We start from the raw sequence: 23,132 nt of genomic DNA, 5'->3' as shown, positions 1-23,132 counted from the left end.
GCCCCATCAACAACTTGATAACGCCTTTTGGAGGAATGTCCTGTCTCCGGCCGCCGCGAGGCGGCCGGAGACCTGGTCACAGGGTGGTGATGGTGCGAGTGAGATATTCGGTGGTGCCGGTCAGGCCAGGGGCGGTAAGGCATGCGGTGAGGCCGGCGATGGTGGGTCCAGTGGCGACATCGAGAACCTGCGCTCCCTGGAATCGCCCGGCCGTGACGGTACCCGTCCTGGTGACGACGGTGTTGCCGTCCACGGTGGCCACGGTCGACGTTCCGGTGATTGTGCTGGTGCTCCCGTCGTTCCAGGTAATGGTCGTAGTGAAGCCAACGCCGACGGCGCTCAGGCAGCTTCGGCTATTGGTAGCAGTGAAGCTGGTGTGGCCTGAGGTCACCTGGCCGCCGGTGCAGGCATAAGTGGTGTCGCCGGTCGTGGTGACCGTCTGGTTGAGCAGCCGTAGCCCTGGCGAGTACGTAATGTTTTGAGTACCTGTGCACTGGGCGTCGACCGTTACGGCATGAGCGGTGGTGCTCCATGGGACGGTAACGACTATGGCGAACACAGCTACAAGTAGCGCCTTGACGGCCCGATGGCACACATGCGGTATATGTCCTAGCAGTGACATGGTGGAGCCCCTTCCACGATGGAAAGCGTAAGGCGAGCCCGTCGGCACGCCGCCTGGCATAGCCACGAGCCTCATCCCCCGGCACAACACACACCAAACAGGCCAACACTCACTCACACATCGGTGATTACGTCCCTGCGCGTTGTCAAGTTATTGATGGGGTAGGTGAGTTGGGAAGCCGTATCTCAACCGATCGTGGAACGTGCGGGTCGAACAGGGTTCCTGATGGGGTGATCTTCCGGCGGTATGCGCATGAGGGCAGGGCCTCTCGGTAGCTCGGGGATGCGAATCTGACCGAGCAGTACCAGGAGGCCCTGTTGTCACATGTGTACGCCGTTGCGCCTGTCAAGTTCAACTCGACCGTCATGTCGTGCGATTGTCTCGCGCACGTGTACGGCAACGCTGCCGATCATCCCGGGCGGGAGCCGCGGTATCCGTCGGACATGTCGGACGCGGAGTGGGCGGTGGTGCGGCCGTTGCTGCCGACGCCGGCCTGGCTGGAGGGCCGGGGCGGGCGGCCCGAGGGCTACTGCCACCGCCAGATGTTGGACGCGATCCGCTACCTGGTCGCGGGCGGGATTTCCTGGCGGTCGATGCCCACGGACTTCCCCGCCTGGGCCCGGGTCTATGCCTTCTTCCGTCGCTGGCGCGAGAACGGGCTGGTCGCGGAGTTCCATGACCGGCTGCGCGGACGGGTACGGGAGCGCGAGGGGCGCGAGGCGGAACCGACGGCGGGGATCATCGACGCGCAGTCGGTGAAGGCCGCCGCGACGGTGCCGGCCGCCACACGCGGGTTCGACGGCGGGAAGCCGGTCAACGGGAGGAAGCGGCACATCGTGACCGACTGTCTGGGCCTGCTGCTGGTCGTGGCCGTGACCGCCGCGAACATCGGGGACCGAGATGCAGCCGTCGGCCTGCTGACCAGGCTGCGGGCCCTGCACCGGGACATCTGCCTGGTCTGGGCGGACGGTGGCTACACCGGCGGCCTCGTCGGCTGGGCGAAGGAGAAACTCACCCTGACGGTGGAAATCGTCAAGCGCACCGACGACATGGAAGGGTTCGTGGTGCTGCCAAGACGCCGGGTGGTAGAGCGCACGCTGGCGTGGTTGATGCACTCGCGCCGTTTGTGCCGGGACTACGAAACGCTGCCCGCGACCAGCGAGGCGATGATCCTGTTCTCGATGATCACGCGGATGGGCCGCCGCCTGGCCCGGCCACACGCCTGCGGCCGGCGCTGAACGCCCCCGACGCCTCCTGGAGCAACCAGCCCCGCTCGGCCAGGCGTCTCGCCTTCGAGCGCACCCCCTCGACCTTCGCCGCCACCGCCGCGTCGATGCCCATCACGGCCGCAATGTCCTTGGCCTGCAAGGGTTCCAGACCCGGCCGGTCCTGCAGCACATTCAAGATCCGCTGATTGTCCGGCGAGAGCACCGACACCTGAAGCCCCTCCCGCCAGGGCGGCACCACCGCCCCCGGAACCGACGCGGACGCAGGCGCGGGAACGGGGGCGGGCACCGTTGCGCCCTCGCCCTCGGCCTCCGTCGCGGCAGTGGTCCCGGCGGCGGATGCAGCCAGGGCGTCGACGAGCTCTTCCCGTGCGATCACCCGCCGGTCCAGCTCGATCTCACCGGCCTCCAACGCCACAGCCGCACGGGCCGCCTCCTCCCGCAGGACCTCCACCCGCTCGCGGGCAGACGCTTCCCGCGCCTCCAGCAACCCCAGCACCGACGCCATCACGCACCCCTCGACGAACAAGCGGAAGCAGAACGCCGGATGCCTCCCTCACCCCGACCGAAACCATGCCTGACCAGCAGGAATCAAGCGATCACGTTCGGTTGAGATACGGCTTCTGAGACCCGAAGGGAAGCGACTGGGCCCGCTGGGTAGATGCCTTGATCAGATGAGAGCCGTCAGCAGATGGGGAAGGACAGCCTCCCAAGGCCTACCAGGTGAGGACGACGAGGCCTGGCCCGCCGTCGCCGTTGTCGCCGCCGAGGCCTACCGTGGCAGCGTGCCCAGGCTGGTCGGTTCCGGCAGACTGCTTTCCGTTGCCACCCAGCCCCATGCAGTTCTCCCAGCCACCATGGCTACCACCACCAGCACCCCCGCCGCCACCGCCCCGCTGCCAAGGGTCATCCTGCGTGGGTCCGTTGAAGAGGGATTTGCCTCCCTGCCCGCCAGGTCCGCCCGCACGGGCTCCAGCCCCGCCGCTTCCGCCGTTCCCGGTACCATTCTGCGACCCGTGGCCTGGCGCCCCCGCCCCGCCAGTGCCTGCACCACCCCGGCCGCCGTTGGATCCCTCAGCGTCGCCGCCGTCTTCACTGCCGGCTCCAAGATCACCGGCAGTAAGGCCACCGGTCTGGGGTACACCATGAGCCCGCGATGCCCCCTCCCAACCGCCAGCGCCTCCATCCCCTCCCCGCATACTCGTCACACTCTGGCCGCCACCGCCGCCACCACCACCGCCTGCTCCCACGACCAAAGCCTGTCCCGTCCCCGACGTCGCAGAGGTCAGACCGCCCGCACCCCCTCCGGCCCCCGCGTCACCCGCGCTGCCCGCTTGCCCGTCCTTGCCGACGAGAACACTCACCGGTGTGCCCGGAGTCCAACGCGTAAGAAGGCCGGTCATGTAGGCGCCACCGCCTCCCTTACCTCCTGCACCGCCCTTGCCCTGTCCTCCCGCGCCTCCTCCGGCGCCCCATAGGCGTGCGGTGAGCCGCATGTTGCCATGGGGGAAGAAGGCGTACGTACCGGGCTCGCTGAAGGTCTTTTGTCGCATGTCGTGCCAGGTGTCGTTGGTGAAGGCGGTGGGTGGCCGGTTGCGTCCGGTGGTTCCGTCCTGTGCGGTGTGGTGGGGGTCGGTTTCGGCGTAGGTGTCGGAGGTGCCGTCGTTGCCGAAGAGGTAGAGGGTGCTGGCGTCGGGGTTGGGCAGGGCGTAGTCGACGCGTGCGCCGAAGTTCTGGCTGAGGAGGGGCCAGAGGTCGGCGATGTCGTACGGGCCGTCGGCGCTGCCGTCGTCGAAGCCGCAGCGGTAGACCTGCCGGCCGCCGAAGAGGTAGCACCGGCGCTCCGCGCCGCTGTCGCCCGCGCCGTCGAAGGCGACGGTGGAAGTGACGGCGAAGTCGGCTGGGACGGCACTGAACAGGTTGTCCGGGCCGCAGAGCGGCTGCGGATCGGCCTGCTGCAGCTGCTTGTTCTGGAAGTCGTAGATGATGTACATGCCGTTCTTGACCAGATAGATGTGTGCCGGGTTGTAGCCGCACGCGGCGTCGAGGTCACGGGAGTAGTCGTCCGGCAGCCCCGGCATCAGGTCGGCGATCCGGCCGAAGGCCGCCCGCTTCCCCTCCTGCCGGGCATTCGCGGTATCACCCGCGCCCCACTGGTAGCGCACATAAATGCCATCCGACAGGAAATACCCCGACGACACCGACCCACCCGGATCAGGAATCGTGAAGGCCGCATCAAACAACGCCCGAGACGTCATCACACACTCCTTGCATTCAAGGCGAAACAGATCAGTCCTTCACCACCTGTCTATGTCATCGCTTCTGCAGTACCCCTCGCCCGGGAAACAGTTCCTTTCGGTGGGCTTCCGTCCCTTGACCTCGGGCTGTGGTGGTGCCCCTTTCAATCGGTTCGGCGTGTGCGATGGCCTTTGGCCCGCCGGCAGTGGGGCCAGAGTGGTCGGCCGAATGGCCGCACATGCTGCGAGAACGCGCATTTGCGAATCCTTGCGCCTGATGGGTGTGGGCGGGTGGCTGCGCTCGACCGTGCGGGCCTGGGCGAATCACCAGGCCCGTGGCAGCAGACTGCGGGCATGGCTACCTTGAACGGGTCACCCGTCGGCCTCGCCGACCTGCAGGCCCTGGCGCTCACGAACTACGGGCACTTCACCACCATGGTCGTGGAGGACTGCGCGGTACGGGGGCTCTCGCTCCACCTCGACCGGCTGATCGGCGACTGCCGGACGGTGTTCGGCGCTGAGCTCGATCCCGAGTGGGTTCGGGAGTGCGTACGGCGGGAAGCGGGCGGGCACTCCGGCAGGCGTACCGTGCGCGTCACGGTGTTCGGCCCGGGGCTGGATCCGGCTGCCCCGGAGCGGGAGGCCCGGCCCCGCTTGCTGGTGACGACGCGGCCCGCGGGCGGCGCCGCGGACCCGCTGCCCGCACTGCGGGTACAGCGCCTCACCTACCGGCGTGACGCACCGGCGGTGAAGCACGTGGCGCTCTTCGGGCAGCTGCGGCTGCGGCGCTCGGCGCGGCTCGCCGGGTTCGACGATGTGCTGTTCACCGGTGCGGACGGGCTGGTCTCCGAGGGCTGCACCTGGAACGTGGGCTTCGTGGACGCGGCCGGGACCGTGGTGTGGCCGGAGGCCGAGGTCCTGCCCGGGGTCACCATGCGGCTGCTTCGGTCGGCCCACGGCCGGCATGTCACCGCGCCGATGACGGACGGTCTGCTGCGGTCGATGCGGGCCGCGTTCGCGACGAACACGGTCGTCGGTGTGCGGTCGGTGGGCTCGGTGGACGAGGTCGTCTTCCGCGGCGACGACCCGGTGGTCACCGCTCTGCGGGAGGCGTACGCGCGCGTGCCGCTGGAACGGCTGTAGTGCCATCGGGCGTCCGTCCCTACGAGTTTCACTAGCCCCGCCGTACATAGCCTCGAGACCTGGTCACCAGGAGAGGGGTGGTGTCATGGCGCCGGTCGAAGAAGCGGGCGTGCAGGGGCTGCTGGCCTGGGTGTGTGATCTGCACTCGCTGAACTCCGTACTCGCGTCGGCTTCCGCGCCCGTCGCCGTGCCGCTGCCGCCAGCGGAGCCCCCGCCGATGGCGGACGGCCCGCAGTGGGCCATCCATCTGATCCGTGTCTGGTCGCAGTTGGCCCCTCCTGCGAGCGGCCACGCAGAAGTGGGATCTACGTGATCAAGCGTATTCTCCCGCAGTGCGTGGTGGGTGTCGACGCCTTCGAAGATTTGCCGCAGGCGTCCCTGCACCCCCTGGAGGCTCTGGTCGTCCGGCATGCGATCGGCGCCCGTCGGCGGGAGTTCGCGACCGGTCGGTGGTGTGCGAAGCAGGCGCTCGCCGAACTGCACGTCCCGGAGGCGCCGTTGCTGCCCGGCCCGCACCACTCCCCCCGCTGGCCGGAGGGTGTGGTCGGCAGCATCACGCACTGCGCGGGGTACCGGGCGGCCGCGGTGGCCCGCAGCTCGGACGTGCGCCTGCTCAGCGTGGACGCGGAGCCCCATGCACCCTTGCCCGCAGGGGTGTTGGAGAGCATCGCGTTGCCCGAGGAGCTGGTCATGGTGCGCGAGTTGGGGATCGTCTCGCCGGGCGTCCACTGGGACCGCCTGCTGTTCAGTCTGAAGGAGACCGTCTACAAAGCCTGGTTCCCGGGGACCGCTCGTCGGCTCGAGTTCGAGGATGCGCGGATCACGATCGACGTTTCGGCCGCGGCCTTCTCCGCGCGGATCCTGGTGCCGTCGCCCTTGCGGCAGTGCGGCCGCCCGCTCGACCTGCTGAAAGGCCGGTGGCTGCTCAGCGGTGGCCTCCTGGTGGCCGCACTCGCGGTTCCCGCGGCGCAGGAGACGGCCGCCGGGCCCGCGGCCCCGGCCTCCCCCGTGCACACCCCGGTGCCGGCTACCTGACGAAGTCCTGGACGACCTTGGGCGGCCACACACCCACCTTCAGCACGCCCATGGAGTAGGCGCGCGAGACCAACGCCGCCCGGTTGGGCACCCGTAGCTTCCGGAACAGACAGGTCACGTGGTATTCGACTCCCTGCCGACTCAGGTAGAGCCGCGCGGCGAGCGGAATCGTCGAGACTCCGGCGGCGATGCCTTCGAGGATCTGGGCGTCGATCTCGCTCAGAATCTTCTTCCGGCTGGGCATGACCTCACCGTCCACCGGCTCGTCGCCCGATGCCATCATCACCCAGATCGCCGACACGTCGGGGGTGCCGCTGCGTACGGCGCACGCCGAGAGGGAGGCCGTGAAGGCCCGGCCATCGGGTCCGACGGCGAGCACCTCACTGGTGAAGCGGTCCCTCTTGCCCTCGGTGAGCCCGGCGAACTTCCGCAGGAGGGGCTGCTGGACGCTGGGGTGCACCAGGTCGGTGAACGGCCTGCCGCAGGGCTGCGTCGATTCCCCGCCGAACCTTCCGAAGAACTCCTGGTTCGCCTGCCGCACGGTCAGACTCCGGTCGAGGCAGGCCATGGTGAGACCCGGCCGGCTGAACAGCGGGTGCTCTTCGACGGGGCCCGTCGGACGGGCGGTGAGGTCTTCGGGCCTGGTCTGCGCCAGGTCCCCCGGCGCGGGTATGGAAGTCGCCATGGAATATCTCTGTCCTTTCATGGCGTGAGGTGTTTCGAACGACTGCTGCGAGCCCCCCGCGAGCCCAGCGGGACCTTTGTGAGAATTCTTTGTCCGGACTGGACTCCGCGGTGAACACTAGGTAGTCGACTTCGCCTTGGTCAACGCTGGAGGACCCCTTGAGGCCAACACCGTGGTGATCGGATCCAAGGGTTCGGTACGTCTCTTCCGCTTCGGTGGTTCGGTACGGTGCGGTCGCCCTCCGCCTCAGGTCAGACGGCATACGGGACGTGGCGGGGCTTTGGCGGGCGGGGTCGGGCGGTGCACCGAAGCGGTCTGCCGGGACACCGAACCATCCCCCCTCCACCGAAGCGTCACCGGTGCGGTAAAGGTTCCGCAGAGGTCTTCCCCGCGCCTCCCAGAATGGCCTTGAGTTGCGGCCGTCCGGAAATGCCGAGTTTTCGATAGGAATTCGTCAAATGCTTTTCCACCACCCGGGAACCGACCCCGAGTTCCGTGGCGATCTCCTGGTTGGTGCGGCCGCTGCCTGCCAGGGCCGCCACCCGGGACTCGGTGCGGGTGAGGGACGTTGGGGACGGAGCGCCGGCCTGGCCGGGTGTGCCCGAGCGGGCCCGCTCCGACTTCCAGGGGACCCCACAGGCCATCGCGAGCGCCGCCGACTCGCGCAGCAGGTCCCGCGCCTCCGGGGCATCGCGCACCGAGCGGGCCAGCGCCCGCAGGGCCCGGGCCAGTTCGAGCTCATTGGCCGAACCTCGCAGTACGTCCACGGCGTCCCGCAGCAGGGCCGTACCCTCGCTGTCGCCGCGGAGCCGGCCCCGTAGCCTCTGGGCGCGCCCGATCGCGACCGGAGCGCCCCAGATCCGGGCCTGTTCGTACTCCTCCTCGGCGAGCGCCCAGGCGGTGTCGAGGTCACCGCGACGGTGCATGAGGCGGATCGCCCAGGGCCGCCACGGGAACAGCACGGGGTTGCGCCAACCGGATGCCTCCAGTTGGCGGCCGCAGGCGAGGACCGTGTCCAGGGCTCGGTCCAGCTCGCCCCGTTGGGACTCCACCTGCACCTCCGTCAGTCGCAGCATGGTGGTGCAGAGCAGGTTTCCGGCGGCTCGCTGTCCGCCGGTCTCGGCCCTCACCCGCTCGCGCAGTGCCGGGTCCCTGCCCTCCAATGCCACGGCGGCCAGCACGGCGACAGCCATCGCGGCGCCGTCCGGCCAGTGGCCCGCGGCATCGTCGAAGGCCCGCTCGGCATGCTCCCGCGCGTGTGCCAGCCGGCCGCGGGCCAGGAAGACCATCGCCAGTTCGACCTGGACCAGCGGCTCCGGCCCGTCCCCGTCCCGGCGCCGGTGCTGTTCTCGTGCCGCGAGCCAACCGGCGAGGGTGTCCACTTGGTCCGCGCCGGTGAACACCGGCGCCAGCAGTGCCAGGACGGACGAGGATCCCGTCCCGGTGGCCGGTACCCGCTCCAGGATCCGCTCGGCCTGCCGGGCCGCTTCGTACGCGGGCATCCGACCGCTGAGCGTGGCCGCGTGCAGGACTACGGCGAGCAGTTCGCGTTCGGCTCCGGTGCACACGGCCGGTTCCTCGGGTCGCTCACGCAACCAGCGGACGGCTTTGGCGAGTTCGGTGGGGTCCCGACGGGCGCTGTGGCTCAGTCGGGCCTCCAGCCGCAGGGCCAGGCCGCGTGCCGATCCGGTCAGCCGGTCCGGGGCGCCGAGGTCGGCGGCGGCCTGTCGGAGGATGTCCGCGGCGGAGGGGCTGAGGGTGGAGAGGAAACCGGGTGAGATCTGCAGCGCGGCCACGGCCCGGTCGTGCGGCGTCTCCAGCAGGGCCATCGCCTGGGCGGTGTGGCGTTCGCAGGCGGCGTTGTCATAGGCGTTCTCCGCCGCCGCCAGGTCGATCAGCAGGCGCGCGCGGTCCTCGTCCTGTTCGGGGCTGTCGAGCAGGGCGCGGCGCAGGAAGCGGGCCGCCTGCCGGGGATCCCCCCGGCGCAGCGCCGCGTCCGCCGCGGTGCGTAGGACGGCGGCGGACCAGCCGTCGCCCGGGGCGGCGGCCGCCGTGAGCTGGGCCGCGACCTCTTCGGCGGAGTGTCCGGTCTCGTGCAGCAGGAGGGCCGTCCTTTCGTGCCAGCTGCTCCGTTCGGCCATGGTCATGGCCGCTTCGGCCGCGTCCTGGACCACCGGGTGGACGAATCTGGGGACGTCGTCGGCCATGAGCAGTCCGAGCCGGTGCAGAGCGCGCAGTGCTCCGGACGCTTCGATCGCGTCGAGTCCGGCCAGCCGGGCGGCGAGGCCGGGACCCCTCTGGTCGCCCAGGGTCGCGATCGCGGCGGAGAGGCATCGGACCGGCCGGTTCTGTGCGCGCAGGCAGCCGGCGAGCCGTTCGCGCAGCGGCGCGGGCCGCAGGGTACGGGCGGTTCCGGCGTGCTCGGCGGTGGGCCGCAGTCCGGCGGCGTCGAGGGCCGGCAGCAGTGAGCGCAGGAACACCGGGTTGCCGCCGGACGCCCTGTGGCAGGCCCGGACGAACTCCTCCTCACCGCTCTCGCCGAACTGTTCGCGCACCAGTTGCCCGGTCGCGTCGTGTGACAGCGGGGCCGGCCGCATCACTTGTGTGGCGGCATCGGTCACCGCGCACACCAGCGGGTGCGCCGCGCGTGCGTCGCCGTCGCGCAAAGTGCAGACCAGGACCGCCCGCAGGCCCTGCGGACGGCCCGCCAGGTGGGCCAGGCAGCGCAGCGACCAGGTGTCGGCCCACTGGAGGTCGTCGACGAGGATCAGCAGGGGCCGTTCACGGCCGAGCCGGGCCAGCATCTCGCGCAAGTCGGGGAGGGCCGCGTCGAGGGGCGCCGCCGGGTCCTGCGCACCGGTCGGCAGGAAGTGTTCGGCCAGGGCGTCCTCGTCGAACGGGGAGCCGGCCGCTTCTTCGCCCGACGCGGCGAGGGGCAGGCTGTCGAAGAGCTGACGTACTACGCCGAAGACGAAGTCCTGTTCCATGACGGCCGCATTGGCGCGCATGACGCACACGTCCTGGTCGGCGAAGCGTGCGGGCAGCTCCCTCAGCCAGGCGGACCTGCCGATGCCGAGGGGGCCGGTGAACAGGAGGAGCGAAGACCGCCCGTCGGCCGCCGCGTGCAGGGCCTCCCGCACCAACCCCGTCTCGGATGTCCGTTCGAGCAGCATCGCCTCATCGTCCTTCCATGTCGCACACGAGGGCGCGGAGTTCATCCCGGCTGCCGATCCGCAATTTGCGGTAGATCCTGCTCAGCCGGAGCTCGACGGCACGCCGCGACAGGGACAGCAGTCCGGCAATCTGGGTGTTGCTGTGCCCGTGGGCGGCGAGTGTCGCCGTACGGGCTTCGGGCGGGGAAAGCTCCGTCCATGCGGCGGCGGTCCCGGCTCCGCCGGGATTCCCGGTGGGCGCGAGTTCCGCCGCGATCCGCCGGGCACGCCGGGCCATCGGGCCCTGCGGGTGGGTGGCGGTGAGCGCCTTGAGCCGGGCGACGGCCGCGGCGGCGGCCTGCCGTCTGCCGCCCGCGGCGAGTTCCGCGGCGGCGAGGTCGGCGAGCGAGCGCTGGTAGGCCGGGCCGGCCGGGCCGCGGCCGAGCAGGTCCGTCGCGTACCGGGCCCGGGCCGGGTCCTTGTGGGCGGCGACCGGCCCGGCGTTCAGCTCGGCCCAGCCGACCGGGCCGACGGCGCCCCACCTGCGGGCCAGCCGCAGCTCCTCGGAGCCCAACCGGTGCGCCTCGGCTTCCTGCCCGGTCGACCTCAGGATCCTGGCGGCGGCCGATCTCCAGGGCAGCAGGGCGGGGTTGACGTGGTTGCGGTGCAGGAGCAGGCGGCCGCATTCGCGCAGCAGGTGCACGGCCTCGACGGGGTCGTGGTCGGCAGCGGCCACCATGGCGCGGGCGAAGAGCAGATGGGGCCAGTACGGGCTGTGGCGGGCGGCTTCCGGTGCCGGTTCGGCGGCGAGCGTCCCGGCTCGTACGGTCTCCCCCAGTTCGAGGTCGACGACGATGCGCACGGCCCGTAACTGTGCTGTCGCGGCGGGGTGCCGGCCGGACCGGGGCAGCGCCCGTTCGGCCTCGCCGATGTCCTGCTCGGCGGCGGCGAGCAGGCCGCGGCGCAGGTTGAGTTCCGCGCGTGCGGCGAGGATGTGGGGGCTCACGACCTGGCGGCCATCGGCCCGTGCGCCGCTCAGCAGGGCGCTCAGTCCGGCGTCGGCCTCTTCGTGGTCCCTGGTCAGGCACAGCGCCTTGCAGGCGGCGAGGTAGGGCAGGAGCGGGGTGCCGCGCGCCGGCCGGGCAAGGGCGGTGCGGGCGAGTTCTCTCGCCGCGGTCAGGCCGTCGCCGGCCAGGGCGAGTTGCCAGGCTCGGGGCCCGGCCTGGAGGGCGCCGGCCGGGTGGGCGGGCAGCGGGGGCATCTCGGGAACCGTGCGCTCGGCGTGTTCCCGGTCGGCCGGGTCGGCCGCCCAGAACAGAGCTACGAGGTCTTCTTGTTCCTCCGCGGCGACGACGGGGCGGACTTCGGCCGCGGCCCGGCGCATCCCGTCGGTGTCGCCCGCGGCGAGCCCCAGGTCCAGGGCGTGCAGCCGCAGGGCGGCCCGTCCGCCGTTGCGGGGCCGGGTGAGCTCGCCGAGCCGACGGATGCCGGCTTCGGGAGCGGTGACGAGTTCGGCGGCGGCGAGATCGAGGGTCAGCAGCTCGTGCCGCTGCTCGTCGAGCGGTTCGCGCAGGGCGCGGGCCAGGAAGGCCACGGCCCGGGCGTGGTCACCGTCCCGCTGGGCCGCTTCGCAGCTGCGGCGCAGGACCGGAACCGTCCAGGGCGTCCCGAGGGGGCGGGAGTTCAGCAGGAGTCCGGCGACCGCCCGGTCGCAGGCGCCCGCGTGGTGGGCGAGTGCGGCGGCGGCGCCGTAGAGGCCGGACCGCTCCGCCGGGTCCATCTCGGCCAGGATCCGCGGGCGCGCCTCGTCGACGACGTGGGTGTCGGCGCCGCCCGTACGGACGAATCCGGTGGCGTCCAGCACGGCGCGCAGCCGGGCCTCCCTGAGGTGGCCGAGTCCCGCGAGGGCGCAGACGCCCGGGAAGTCGAGGACCCGGCCGCCGACGGCGAGGGCGCGCAGCGCCGCGACGGTCTCGGCCGGGAATCCGCGCAGGACCCGGCCGATGTGGTCGTCGAGCACCGTACGGCCGATGGTTTCGAGTTCGGGAATCCGCCCTGCGACCGGGAGGTGACCGTGCCGTGCGAACTGCCGCAGGGTGGCGTGGAGTACGGCCGGGACCTCTGTCGACGCGCGCAGGGCGGCGGCGGTGAACTCCGGCTCGCCCTCGACACCGCACACGGTGCGTACGGTCAGTGCGGCGTCGGCGGGGGTCGGCGGTGCCAGCACCAGTTCGTGGGCGGCGGCCGGGTCCGGGGAGGACCCTGTCAGGGAACGCCAGTCGGGGCCGAGGGCGCAGGCGTCGCTGCCGCTGGCCAGCACGGCCAGCGGGGCGGTGGCGGAGCGCCGTACCAGCGCGTGGAGCCAGTACAGCGAATCGGGGTCGGCCCACTGGGCGTCTTCGAGGACCAGCAGGAGGGGGTGCTGCCGGGCGGCGCGCAGCACCGGAGCGAGCCGGTCGGGGAAGGGGGCGCCGAGAGTGGTCTGCAGCTGGGCGGCCGCTGCGTGGCGCAGCCCTGACTCGGACCGGACCGCCCGGGCGCTGAGCACCCGTGGGCCGCGGGACCGGGCGAGCCCGGCGGTCCAGCGGGCCAAGGCGTTCTGACCGTAGCCCGGGCGTCCGGTGAGGGTGACGACGGCCGACCGTCCCGCGGCGAGCCCGTCGAGCAGGTTGCTCAGGGTGTCCTGCTCACGGCTGTGGTGCGGCAACGGACCGCTGGTGGCGCGTGGTTCGGGTACCGGCCGGGCGACCGGGCGGCTGGGGTCCGGGAGTGCCGAAGGAGACATGGGTGTGCTCAGGTTCTGGGGTCGGCGGTGCGTGGAGTGCGCGGTCGGTGCGTGCGCATGGGCCGGCGCCGGTGTCAGCCGCTCCATGCGGGTGTGCGGGCCGCGACCGCGGCGGGGGCCGGGGTGCGGAGGGTGGTGGCCAGGGCCCCACGGCGGCTGACACCCAGTTTGCGGTAGACGCTGGTGAGGTGGGTCTCGACCGTGCGCAGGGTGACGCACAGGGACTGGGCGATCTCCCGGTTGCTGGCACCGTTCAGGACCATGCCGACGACCTTGCGTTCAGCGCCGGTGAGCAGGTCCTCCCTCGATCCGGTGAGCTCCGGCATGCGCCCGCCCGCGGCGATGAGCAGCCGGCGGGCCCTGTGCGCGAGGGACAGCGCGCCGCAGCTGTGGGCGAGGTCGGCGGCGGCGCGCAGGTGCGGGCGGGCCTTGGCCTGTTCGCCGTGGGCCAGCAGGCGTCGGCCGAGTTCGAAGTCGGCCCGGGCGTGTTCGGTACGGGCCGGCGAGACGGCCAGCAGGTCGGCGGATTCGGCGAGCAGTTCGACGCCCGCCCGGCCGGGGGTGATGGCTCCGCGGGCCAGGGCGGCGATTCCCAGGGCGTGCGGGGTGCCCCAGCGCTCGGCCAGCTCGGCGCCGTACTCGGCATGGGCGCGGGCTTCCTGCGGTCGGCGCAGGGCGGCGAGGGTGTGGCACGCCTCGGCCCACCAGGGGGCGAACACCGGGTTCGCGAGGCCGGCTTCCCGCTGTGCCCGGCCGGCGGCGAGCAGCAGCCGCAGCGCCCCTTCGCGGTCGCCGAGGGCGCGGCGGGCGCGGGCGCGGACCATCAGGTGGAGCTGCTGGTCGATGACGGGGCCTGCCGGTGACGACGGGGTGACGATCCCGGGGACCAGGTACTCGGCGCGGGCTGCCTCCCCGCGGTCGCTGAGGGCCGCCGCGAGGACCACGCGGGGGAGGGTGAGGTGCACTGCCGTGCGGCCGGCCGCGGCGAGGGCCGCGCGGGCGTCGGCCATCGACTCGGCGATCGCGCCGGTGCCGTACAGGACGAGCGCGCGGGCCGAGTGGGCGAGGGCGCGGCTCCAGCCGATGTCCGGGTCCTGTGCCTCGGCTTCGGCCTCGGCCCGTGCCACGGCTTCGTTCAGGGTGGCGAGGGCTTCGGCGGTCTCGCCGGCCAGGGCGAGCACGGTGCAGGAGGCGAGCACGGACCAGGAGGTACCGGGCCCCGGGACGTCCAGCGCGTGGCGGGCGTGGGTGGTCGCCGCCTCGCGCGAGCTGTCGTAGAGCGCGGTGACCAGGGCTCTGACGGCGTTCGTGTGGGCGGGCAGCGGCTCGGGCGCGCGGTCGGTGCGTCCGGGCGGCGTCGTGGTGCGGTCGATGCGGTCGGGCCGCGCAGTGGCGTCGGTGCGTCCGATGCGTCCGGGCCGCGTCGTGGCGTCGGTGCGGTCGGCGGATCCCATGAGGAGCAGGGCCGATTCCAGGGCCAGGGCCGGTTCCCGGAGGCCGGTCGCGGAGCGCAGTTCGGCCAGGACCTCGGTGGGGCTGTGGCCCCCGGGTACGCCCCGTCCGGCGGCCAGGCAGGTGGTGGTGTACTGCATGGCGACCGAGGCGCGGGTGCGCAGGTCGGGCGCGCGGTCGAGGGCGTCCCTCAGCAGCAGGATGGCGGCGTCCGGGTCGGTCTGGGCCACGAGGCCGGCCAGCCGGAGCCGCAGGGTGTCGTCCTCGGGCGTGGCTTCGAGCACGCGGCGCAGGTAGCGCGCGGCGGTGCCCGGGGCGCCGCGGTCCTCGGCTGCCGCGGCGGCGTCCCGCAGCAGCGAGACCATCCAGGGCCGGGGGGCGCCGGGGATGGCCAGCAGGTGTCCGGCGACTTCTTCGGCCGGGCGCCCGGCGTCGCTGAGCAGCAGGGCTGCCCGGGCACGCAGCCGGGCGAGGCGAGCGGGGCCGAGCGGTTCGAGCACCGCCGCGCGTATCTCGTCGCCGGCGAGGTCGGTGCGGCCGGGCGCCAGGACTTCGGCCTGGCGCAGTACGCGGACCGCGTCCTCGACCTGGACGGTCGCGACGCCGGCCAGGGCGGCAACGTGGTCGGACAGGTCCCCGCCGAGCACGGCCATCGCCGTGGCGACGTCCTCCACCCAGCCGGGATTCCTGTCGAAGAGGGCGCGGACGGACAGTGCGACCAGGCGGCCGCCGAGTGCGGTGACGCTACGGGCGCCTTCGTGGTCGGGCCGGACACCCGCGCGGCGCAGTTCCGTCAGGAGTCGGGACGCGTTGCCGGGGTTGCCGCCGCAGGCGTCGGTGACCCGGGCGGCGAAGGCCGGCTCGACCGGGCGGCCGAAGGTACGGCGGGCCATCTCGGTGACCGCGGCCGGGCTCAGCGGGCTCAGGGGCACCGTGGTGCACGAGGGGTGGGCGGCGAACTCCGCCCAGGGGGTGCCGTCGGCGGGCTCGGTCTCGGAACTGCGGGCCAGGACCAGCAGCAGCGGCAGCCCGTCCGCCCGGCGCAGCAGGAAGTCGAGCCAGCGCAGGGTGTGTTCGTCGCACAGGTGGGCGTCGTCCAGTACGAGGGCGAGGGGGCGGTGGGTGGCCAGGTTGGCGATGAGGCTGTAGAGCCCCTGGAACACCGGGTAGTCGGCATCGAACGCGAAGGGCCGGCTGTGCGCCCCGGGCATCACTGCGGGCAGGGCGCGGCGGGCGGCGCCACGCAGCAGCGGGTGGCGGGTGGTGCTCTCCCCCACCAGGCCGAGCGGGCGCAGCATGGCCCGGACCCCGTCGTAGGGAGTGGTGACGGTGTCCGCACCGCACACTCCGTGCAGCGCCGTCATTCCCCGCACTCCTCCGCCCGTTCCCCCACTTCCGCCGTTGCCGGGGTTCTGGAGGAACGCCTGAATGAGGCTGCTCTTTCCGATGCCGAGCGGTCCGGTCAGGACCACAATTCTCGAGTGGCCGGAGCGGGCCGCCGCGGCTTGCCCGGAGAGTGCGCGAATTTCGCCATCGCGGCCGAAAATAGTTCCGCACACAGGTGACGGACCCGGCAGGCCAGACAAAGAAACCCCCTCATGGAAGGGAAAGGACCGGACCCCCACCCGGCGCTCTTTTCCACAGTTATCCAAGCGGTCATCGAATCATGGAAGCGTACCTGAGCCAGACAACATGATCCGTACGAAATCCGTCAAGGAACGGAATGATGACGCCATCCTGGCGGCGTGAATCGTCATGCCTTCAGCATGCGCCTCGCAGCCGGCCTGCCCCGGCCCCCGGAGTCTAAGGATTTCCCTGCGCAGCCCATGAGACCAAGTAGGTGTGCAGCCAACCCCACCGGGCGATGACGCCCCCAGTAGCCCGATGAGCGCCACCAAGCGGCCGGTCCTCTTTGTCAGCCTTCCGGAAAGTGGCCTGCTCAACCCGCTTCTCGTCCTCGCGGCCGAGCTCGCGCGGCGGGGCGTGCCGGATCTCTGGTTCGCGACCGACGAGCCACGGCGGGCCGATGTGGCCCGTGTGTCGGAGGGCTCGGACGTCGGGTTCGCCTCGCTGGGCGAGGTCTTCTCCGAGCTCTCGGCGGTCAGCTGGCCGGACGAGGTGTACCGCGAGGTGACACAGGCCTCCCGTTTCAAGGCGCACCGCGCCGTGATTCGGCAGTCCTACCGACCCGACCTCCAGGCGGAGAAATTCCGGCGCCTGGATTCCCTCGTCGAGAAGATCAACCCGTCGCTGATGGTAATCGACTGCGTCGCTTCCTTCGGTGTCGACGTGGCACTTGCCCGCAACATTCCCTTTGCACTCAGCGTGCCCTTCCTGCCGACCAACGTACTCACGTCCCTCAATCCTTTCGGACCGTCCGGAACTCCCCGGGGTTTCCCTGTACCGCATTCCGGTCTGCCCTATTCGATGAATTTCCGCCAGCGCCTGCAGAACGAGCTCTTCAAATACCGGACGCTGGGCATTTTCCTCCAGCCCGCCATGGGCAAGGTCCTCTCCGAGGACGCCGGCATCCGTGCGGAACTCGGCCTGCCCAAGCCCAGTCCGATGACCAGAATCGACCGGGCCGAACTCGTCCTGTGCAATTCCGTCGCCGAACTGGACTACCCGTTCACGGTCCCGGACCGGATGAAGCTGGTCGGGGCCATGGTGCCGCCGCTGCCGGAGGCTCCGCGCGGCGAGGACGACGGCGGGCTCGCCGACTGGCTCGACGCCCAGTCCTCGGTGGTCTACATGGGTTTCGGAACCATCACCCGGCTGAACCCGGAGCAGGTCGCGTCCCTGGTCGAGGTGGCCCGCCGCATGCAGGACCGGCACCAGTTCCTTTGGCGGCTGCCGGCCGAGCAGCAGCACCTGCTGCCGGCCGCCGGCTCCCTGCCCGAGAACCTGCGGATCGAGAGCTGGCTGCCCTCGCAGCTCGACGTGCTCGCCCACGCGAACGTCCGGGCGTTCTTCACCCACGGCGGCGGCAACGGCTTCAACGAGGGCATGTACTTCGGCAAGCCGATGGTGGTCCGCCCGCTCTGGGTGGACTGCTACGACCAGGCGGTGCGCGGCCAGGACCTCGGCCTGAGCCTGACCCTGGACCGGCCGCGGGAGGTCGACCCCGACGACGTCGTGGACAAACTCACCAGGGTCCTGGCCGACCCGCGGTTTCGTGAGCGCGCCGAACGGATCGGGAAGCTCCAGCGCGCGGCCGGCGGGCGGCAGGCCGCGGCCGACCTGCTCCTCGGCCTGCCCGCCCTGTCCTGACCGGCCCCGCCGGGCACCCCCGCACCCCCTGCTCCTCCACCTCCCACTCCGAGCGAGGATGACATGTCCGTCAAATACCCCGTTTCCCGGCCCAGTCTGAAAGGCCAGGAACTCGCCTATGTCACCGAAACAATCACCGACGGCTGGATATCCTCCCAAGGGCCTTATGTCCGGCGCTTCGAGGAAGCGTTTGCCAAGTACAGCGGAATCGCGCACGGCGTCGCCTGTTCCTCCGGGACCACGGCCCTCACCCTGGCGCTGCGCGCCCTCGGCATAGGCGCCGGCGACGAAGTGATCGTCCCGGAATTCACCATGGTGGCCTCGGCCTGGGCCGTGAGCTACACCGGTGCCACACCGGTGTTCGTCGATTGCGCCGATGACCTCAACATCGATCCCGCCAAGATCGAGGAGAAGATCACCCCCCGGACGAAGGCCATCATGCCCGTCCACGTCTACGGCCGCCGCTGCGCCATGGACGCCATCATGAATATCGCCTACGACTACAACCTGCGCGTGGTGGAGGACTCCTCCGAGGCGCACGGCATTCCCGTGGTGGGTGACGTCGCCTGTTACTCGCTCTTCGCCAACAAGATCATTACGGCGGGCGAGGGCGGCATCTGCCTCACCGACGATCGCCGGCTGGCCGAGCAGATGGCCCATCTGCGCGCGATGGCGTTCACCAAGGACCACAGCTTCCTGCACAAGAAGCTGGCCTACAACTTCCGCATGACCGCCATGCAGGGGGCCATGGCGCTCGCCCAGGTGGAGCAGCTCGACGACTTCCTCGCCCGCCGCCGCGAGATCGAACGCCACTACGACCAGGGTCTGAAGGACATCCCCGGCATCACCGTGATGCCGCAGCGCGACGTGCTGTGGATGTACGACGTACGGGCCGAGCGGCGGGACGAGCTGCGCACCTTCCTGGACGCCGAGGGCATCGAGACCCGGGTGTTCTTCAAGCCGATGAGCCGCCAGCCCGGCTACCACGACCCCATCTGGCCGTACCTCAACGCCAGCCGGTTCAGCGACGACGGGCTCTACCTGCCGACGTACACCGAACTGACCCCTTCGGACCAGGAATACGTGACCGGAAAGGTCCGCGCCTTCTACTGCGCGGCCTGAGCCCGCACCGACAGACGGAGGACGAAGACCATGGCCGGCACCGCCGAACCGAAAGTTGTCCCCTTCCCGCTGCGGGTCCCCGGCGAACCCTTCCCGCCGCCCCGCTACGAGGAGTACCGCCGCAGCGACGGGCTGGTGCTGACCCATCTACCGAACGGCAACCGGGTCTGGCTGGTGACCCGGCACGCGGAGGTGCGAGCGGTCCTCACCAGCAAGAAGATCAGCGCGAACCCCGACCGTGCGGGCTTCCCGCACATCAGCGACACGATGGGGGTACCCCGCCAGGAGCAGATCCCCGGCTGGTTCGTCGGCCTCGACTCGCCCGAGCACGACCGGTTCCGCAAGGCCCTGATCCCGGAGTTCACCGTGCGTCGCGTGCGTGAGATGCGCCCGGCGATCGAACGCACCGTGGACGGGCTGATCGACTCCATGCTGGCCGCCGGCGGCTCCGCCGATCTGGTGGCGGACTTCGCGCTGCCGGTGCCCTCCCTGGTGATCTCGTCACTGCTCGGCGTACCGCCCGTGGACCGCGACTTCTTCGAGTCCCGCACCCGCACCCTGGTCTCCATCCGCACCTCCACCGAGCGGCAGCGCGACACCGCCGCCAAGGAACTGCTCCGCTACATCAACCGGCTCGTCGGCATCAAGGCGATGTGGCCCGGCGACGACCTGGTCAGCAGGCTGCTAGCCACCGGCGCCATCAGCACCCAGGAGATGACCGGGGTCCTGATGCTGCTGCTCATCGCGGGCCACGAGACGACGGCGAACAACATCGCGCTCGGCGTGGTGACCCTGCTGCTCAACCCGCAGTGGATCGGGGACCCGCGGGCAGTCGAGGAAACGCTGCGCTTCCACTCGGTCGCCGACCTGGTGTCCTTGCGCGTGGCCGTCGAGGACGTGGAGATCGGCGGCCGGCTGATCCGGGCCGGCGAGGGCATCATTCCGCTGGCCGCGGCCGCCAACCACGACACGGAGGCGTTCGCCTGCCCGCACGCCTTCGATCCGGGCCGCGTCGAACGCCATCACGTGGCCTTCGGCTACGGCGTGCACCAGTGCCTGGGACAGAACCTCGTCCGGACCGAGATGGAGATCGTCTACCAGCGGTTGTTCGAGCGGATCCCGACCCTTCGGCTCGCCGTGGGGGCGGAGGACCTCCCGTTCAAGTACGACGGCGTCCTGTTCGGACTGCACGAACTGCCCGTCCGCTGGTAGGCCCTGCCGCCCGGTCCCGCCTTCCCGAAAGAGAACCCATGCGTATCACCGTGGACACCGACCGCTGCGTCGGCGCCGGACAGTGCGTGCTGTCCGCACCCGGCGTGTTCGACCAGGACGAGGACGGAGTGGTCCACGTCCTCGACTCCCACCCCGCACCCGGGGAACACGCCGCCGTGTGGCAGGCGGGCGACCTGTGCCCGGCCCACACCATCACCATCACCGTCGCCGAGGACTGATCCCCCGGCGTCGCCCCGTACCCGCCGGCCCCGCACCCGCCCGGCCCGTATCCGCCCGGCCCCTCCCCGTCCTCCCCCTTTGCTCAGAAAGGACCGCGCCTTGAACAGCACGGACCACTCCTCGGCCCTGTGGCTGCGCCGCTTCCACCCGGCCCCGGACAGCCCCGTCCGGCTGGTCTGCTTCCCGCATGCCGGTGGGTCCGCCAGTTTCTTCCACCCGGTGTCGGCGCGGTTCTCCCGCGCCGTCGACGTCATCGCCCTGCAATACCCCGGCCGCCAGGACCGCCGCAAAGAGCCCTGCGTCCAGGACATCGGCACGCTGGCCGATCTCGTCGTCGACGAGCTGCTGACGCTGGACGAGAAGCCGACCGTGTTCTTCGGGCACAGCTTGGGCGCCGTGCTCGCCTTCGAGACGGCCTGGCGGCTGGAGCAGAAGGGCGCCCACGAGCCGAGGTCCGTGATCGCCTCCGGCCGCCGGGGCCCGTCCACCGTGCGCGCCGAGACCGTGCACCGCCGCGACGACGACGGCATCATCGCCGAACTGCGGCTGTTGAACGGCACCAGCCCGGACCTCCTCGGCGACGAGGAGATCCTGCGCATGGCGCTGCCGGCCATCCGCGGGGACTACGAGGCCATCGAGAAGTACGGCTGCCCGCCCGGCCGCAAGCTCCGCTGCCCGGTCACCGTGCTCACGGGCGACGCCGACCCGCGCACCTCGTGGGCCGAGGCCCGGGCCTGGCAGGAGCACACCGAAGGCGCCTTCCGGATGGAGGTCTACCCCGGCGGCCACTTCTTCCTCACCCACCACATCAGGGCCGTGGGCGACGAGATGGCACGCGAACTCGGGATCCTGTGATGCGCACCCTCCTCGTCGACAACTACGACTCCTTCACCTACAACCTCTTCCACTACCTCGCCGAGGTCAACGGCCGGGAGCCGGAGGTGATCCTCAACGACGACCCCGCCTGGCGGGAGGGACTCCTCGACGGGTTCGACAACGTCGTGCTGTCGCCCGGCCCCGGCACCCCGCACCGCCCGGCCGACTTCGGCCTGTGCGCGCGGATCGCCGAGGAGGGCCGGCTCCCCGTGCTCGGTGTGTGCCTCGGCCACCAGGGCATGGCGCTGGCGCACGGCGGCGAGGTCGGTCCGGCCCCGACACCGCGCCACGGCCGGACCTCCCTCGTCCGGCACGACGGCACGGGACTGTTCGAGGGCGTCCCCGACCCGTTGGAGGTGGTGCGCTACCACTCGCTGGCCGTCACCTCGCTCCCTCCCGCGCTGGAGGCGATCGCCCGCAGCGCCGACGACGACGTGGTCATGGCCCTGCGCCATCGCACCCTGCCGCTGTGGGGCGTGCAGTTCCACCCCGAGTCGATCGGCACGGGCAGCGGCCATCGCCTGCTGGCCAACTTCCGTGACCTGACGTACGCGTACGGACGGCGTGGCCGTGCGCGGCGCCCCGCCCGAGCGGCGCTCCCGGCCCCGTCGTCCCCGCCCGCGCCGGCGCGGGTCCGGCGGCTGCGGGTACTCGCCGAGCAGCTCGGCACCCGCTGGGAGGCCGAAGCAGCCTTCGACCGGCTGTTCCGGGCCGGCGAGCACCCATTCTGGCTGGACAGCAGCCGTACCGACGCCCGGCTCGGGCAGATCTCGGTCATGGGCAACGCCTCCGGGCCACTGGCCCGCACCGTCACCGCCGACGTGTCCGACGGCACCGTGACCGTCACCGCGAACCGGCGGCCACGGACCGTTCGCAGCCCGTTCCTCGACTGGCTGGAGCAGGATCTCGCCACGCTGAGCAGCGAAGTCCCCGAGCTGCCCTTCGAGTTCGCGCTGGGCTGGGTGGGCTGCCTGGGCTACGAGCTCAAGGCCGAGTGCGGTGGCGAGACGGCCCACCACTCCCCCGACCCGGACGCCGTGATGGTCTTCGCGGACCGGGCCGTCGTCCTCGACCACCGTACGGACACCACGTACCTCCTCGCGCTCGCCGAGGACTGTGACGAAGCCCCGGCCCGCGCGTGGCTGCGCACCACGGCGGTCGAGCTCGCGCGGCTCGTGGAACAGGCGCCCGTTCCGTGCCCCGCCCCGGCCGGACCCACCGGGCCGGAGCTGCGGCCGCGCCACGACCGCGACGCCTACCTCAAGCTCATCGACGTCTGCCAGGAGGAGATACGTGCCGGCGAGACGTACGAGGTGTGCCTGACCAACATGATCGAGGCACCGACCGCCCTCGACCCGTGGCAGGCCTACCGTCACCTGCGCCGGGTCAGTCCGGCTCCGTTCGCCGCGTTCCTCGGTTTCGGCACCCTCTCGGTGCTGAGCACCTCGCCGGAGCGGTTCCTGCGCATCGGCGGGCAGGGGCTGATGGAGTCCAAGCCCATCAAGGGAACCCGTCCCCGGCACGCCGACCCGGTCGAGGACGCCCGGCTCGCCGCCGACCTCGCCTCGAACGAAAAGGACCGGGCGGAAAACCTGATGATCGTCGACCTGGTCCGGCACGACCTGGGCCGGTGCGCCGAGGTGGGCTCGGTCGTCGCCGACCCGGTCTTCCAGGTCGAGTCGTACGCCACCGTGCACCAGCTCGTCAGCACCGTACGGGCGCAGTTGCGCGCCGGAACGAGCGCGGTGGCGGGCGTCCGCGCGGCCTTCCCCGGCGGTTCCATGACGGGCGCGCCGAAGATCCGCACCATGGAGATCATCGACCGGCTCGAAGGCGGCCCCCGCGGCATCTACTCGGGGGCGATCGGCTACTTCTCCCTGACCGGCGCGGCGGATCTCAGCATCGTCATCCGCACGGTGGTGCTCAGCGAGGGCACCTTGCGCTACGGCGTCGGCGGTGCGGTGATCGCCCTGTCGGACCCGGCGGCCGAGTACGAGGAGACGCTGGTCAAGTCGGCGCCACTGCGGGCGCTGCTCTCGCCCGATCCGTCTCCGGACCAGGTCTAGGGCTTTTCC

General features: G+C 71.4%; 17 protein-coding genes. 10 read left to right on the top strand and 7 right to left on the bottom strand.

The window, feature by feature from the left end:
• Positions 1–76: 76 nt before the first annotated feature.
• Positions 77–559 (bottom strand): hypothetical protein, encoded by a 483-nt coding sequence (locus AC3IYJ_RS38185; RefSeq protein WP_489399092.1) that lies wholly within the window; start codon positions 557–559, stop codon positions 77–79.
• Between the two features lie 506 nt (positions 560–1,065).
• Here AC3IYJ_RS38185 and AC3IYJ_RS38180 point away from each other — a divergent pair.
• Entirely contained in the window at positions 1,066–1,860 is a 795-nt protein-coding gene (locus AC3IYJ_RS38180) for an IS5 family transposase (protein WP_489399091.1), read from the top strand.
• Here the strand turns inward: AC3IYJ_RS38180 and AC3IYJ_RS38175 are convergent.
• Positions 1,808–2,356 (bottom strand): hypothetical protein, encoded by a 549-nt coding sequence (locus AC3IYJ_RS38175; protein ID WP_489399090.1) that lies wholly within the window; start codon positions 2,354–2,356, stop codon positions 1,808–1,810. The two genes, AC3IYJ_RS38180 and AC3IYJ_RS38175, sit on opposite strands and share 53 nt — an antisense overlap.
• A gap of 208 nt (positions 2,357–2,564) precedes the next feature.
• Complete coding sequence (locus AC3IYJ_RS38170; RefSeq protein WP_489399089.1) at positions 2,565–4,106, bottom strand: hypothetical protein; 1,542 nt, start codon at positions 4,104–4,106, stop codon at positions 2,565–2,567.
• 333 nt (positions 4,107–4,439) lie between these two features.
• On the opposite strand from AC3IYJ_RS38170, the gene AC3IYJ_RS38165 reads away from it, so the two are divergent.
• The 3 genes from AC3IYJ_RS38165 (at position 4,440) to AC3IYJ_RS38155 (ending at position 6,263) form a co-directional block, all read left to right on the top strand.
• Positions 4,440–5,228, top strand: a complete 789-nt coding sequence (locus tag AC3IYJ_RS38165) for an aminotransferase class IV (RefSeq protein ID WP_489399088.1) — start codon at positions 4,440–4,442, stop codon at positions 5,226–5,228.
• An 85-nt stretch (positions 5,229–5,313) separates the two neighbouring features.
• Positions 5,314–5,541 carry a hypothetical protein gene (locus AC3IYJ_RS38160; RefSeq protein ID WP_489399087.1) on the top strand — a complete coding sequence of 76 codons (228 nt, stop codon included), beginning with the start codon at positions 5,314–5,316 and terminating at the stop codon, positions 5,539–5,541.
• Entirely contained in the window at positions 5,538–6,263 is a 726-nt protein-coding gene (locus tag AC3IYJ_RS38155; protein WP_489399086.1) for a 4'-phosphopantetheinyl transferase family protein, read from the top strand. Before AC3IYJ_RS38160 ends, AC3IYJ_RS38155 begins: the two co-directional genes overlap by 4 nt.
• Here the strand turns inward: AC3IYJ_RS38155 and AC3IYJ_RS38150 are convergent.
• From AC3IYJ_RS38150 to AC3IYJ_RS38135, 4 genes are all read right to left on the bottom strand, one after another.
• Positions 6,256–6,831, bottom strand: coding sequence for a LuxR C-terminal-related transcriptional regulator (locus tag AC3IYJ_RS38150; protein ID WP_489403050.1), 576 nt, complete (start codon positions 6,829–6,831; stop codon positions 6,256–6,258). The two genes, AC3IYJ_RS38155 and AC3IYJ_RS38150, sit on opposite strands and share 8 nt — an antisense overlap.
• Before the next feature lie 470 nt (positions 6,832–7,301).
• Positions 7,302–10,121: a helix-turn-helix transcriptional regulator gene (locus AC3IYJ_RS38145; RefSeq protein WP_489399085.1), complete on the bottom strand. Its 2,820-nt coding sequence runs from the start codon at positions 10,119–10,121 to the stop codon at positions 7,302–7,304.
• Positions 10,122–10,125: 4 nt separating this feature from the next.
• On the bottom strand, positions 10,126–12,807 hold the full coding sequence (locus AC3IYJ_RS38140; RefSeq protein WP_489399084.1) for an AAA family ATPase: 2,682 nt from the start codon (positions 12,805–12,807) through the stop codon (positions 10,126–10,128).
• Positions 12,808–12,959: 152 nt separating this feature from the next.
• Entirely contained in the window at positions 12,960–15,896 is a 2,937-nt protein-coding gene (locus AC3IYJ_RS38135) for a helix-turn-helix transcriptional regulator (protein ID WP_489399083.1), read from the bottom strand.
• A gap of 325 nt (positions 15,897–16,221) precedes the next feature.
• On the opposite strand from AC3IYJ_RS38135, the gene AC3IYJ_RS38130 reads away from it, so the two are divergent.
• The 6 genes from AC3IYJ_RS38130 to pabB all read left to right on the top strand — a co-directional run bounded on the left by AC3IYJ_RS38130 (position 16,222) and on the right by pabB (position 23,123).
• Positions 16,222–17,607 (top strand): glycosyltransferase, encoded by a 1,386-nt coding sequence (locus tag AC3IYJ_RS38130; protein ID WP_489399082.1) that lies wholly within the window; start codon positions 16,222–16,224, stop codon positions 17,605–17,607.
• A 63-nt stretch (positions 17,608–17,670) separates the two neighbouring features.
• Positions 17,671–18,729, top strand: coding sequence for a DegT/DnrJ/EryC1/StrS family aminotransferase (locus AC3IYJ_RS38125; protein ID WP_489399081.1), 1,059 nt, complete (start codon positions 17,671–17,673; stop codon positions 18,727–18,729).
• 30 nt (positions 18,730–18,759) lie between these two features.
• Complete coding sequence (locus AC3IYJ_RS38120; protein ID WP_489399080.1) at positions 18,760–19,941, top strand: cytochrome P450; 1,182 nt, start codon at positions 18,760–18,762, stop codon at positions 19,939–19,941.
• Between the two features lie 38 nt (positions 19,942–19,979).
• Entirely contained in the window at positions 19,980–20,180 is a 201-nt protein-coding gene (locus AC3IYJ_RS38115; protein ID WP_489399079.1) for a ferredoxin, read from the top strand.
• 100 nt (positions 20,181–20,280) lie between these two features.
• A complete protein-coding gene (locus AC3IYJ_RS38110; protein ID WP_489399078.1) occupies positions 20,281–21,036 on the top strand; it encodes a thioesterase II family protein in 756 nt (251 codons plus the stop codon).
• Positions 21,036–23,123: an aminodeoxychorismate synthase component I gene (pabB, locus tag AC3IYJ_RS38105; protein ID WP_489399077.1), complete on the top strand. Its 2,088-nt coding sequence runs from the start codon at positions 21,036–21,038 to the stop codon at positions 23,121–23,123. Before AC3IYJ_RS38110 ends, pabB begins: the two co-directional genes overlap by 1 nt.
• The last annotated feature ends 9 nt before the right edge of the window (positions 23,124–23,132 follow it).

This window comes from Streptomyces sp. GL_140 (genome assembly GCF_057834465.1).
This window is presented reverse-complemented; position numbering and strand designations above follow the sequence as displayed.